Origin of the sequence: Cupriavidus sp. SIMBA_020 (assembly GCF_046535395.1) — a bacterium.
Classification (GTDB): domain Bacteria; phylum Pseudomonadota; class Gammaproteobacteria; order Burkholderiales; family Burkholderiaceae; genus Cupriavidus; species Cupriavidus campinensis.
Genome location: NZ_JAWRWU010000417.1, coordinates 1 through 278, shown reverse-complemented (window position 1 = coordinate 278; position 278 = coordinate 1). Strand labels below are relative to the sequence as shown.

Here is a 278-nt window from a genome sequence, read left to right as displayed (position 1 = left end):
CAGCTTGTCCTTGCCGCGCGCCTGCAGTTCGGCCTCGATTTCATACGACTTATCGAAATGGTCCTCGATCGCGCGCTTGCTGCGGCCCGTCACGAAGATCATTTCGGTGATGCCGGCCGCCATCGCCTCTTCCACCGCGTATTGGATCAGTGGCTTGTCGACGATCGGCAGCATCTCTTTCGGGCTCGCCTTCGTGGCAGGGAGGAACCGGGTGCCGAGACCCGCGACTGGGAATACCGCCTTGGTAACTTTAAGCATGAGCGATTCCGGTGTTCGTC

Annotated in this window: 1 protein-coding gene; it reads right to left on the bottom strand. The window is 60.1% G+C overall.

Annotation, left to right across the window (positions count from 1 at the left end):
* A partial coding sequence (locus SB751_RS29845; RefSeq protein ID WP_410749005.1) for a sugar phosphate nucleotidyltransferase occupies nucleotides 1-258 on the bottom strand: 258 nt, incomplete at its 3' end.
* Nucleotides 259-278: the final 20 nt, after the last annotated feature.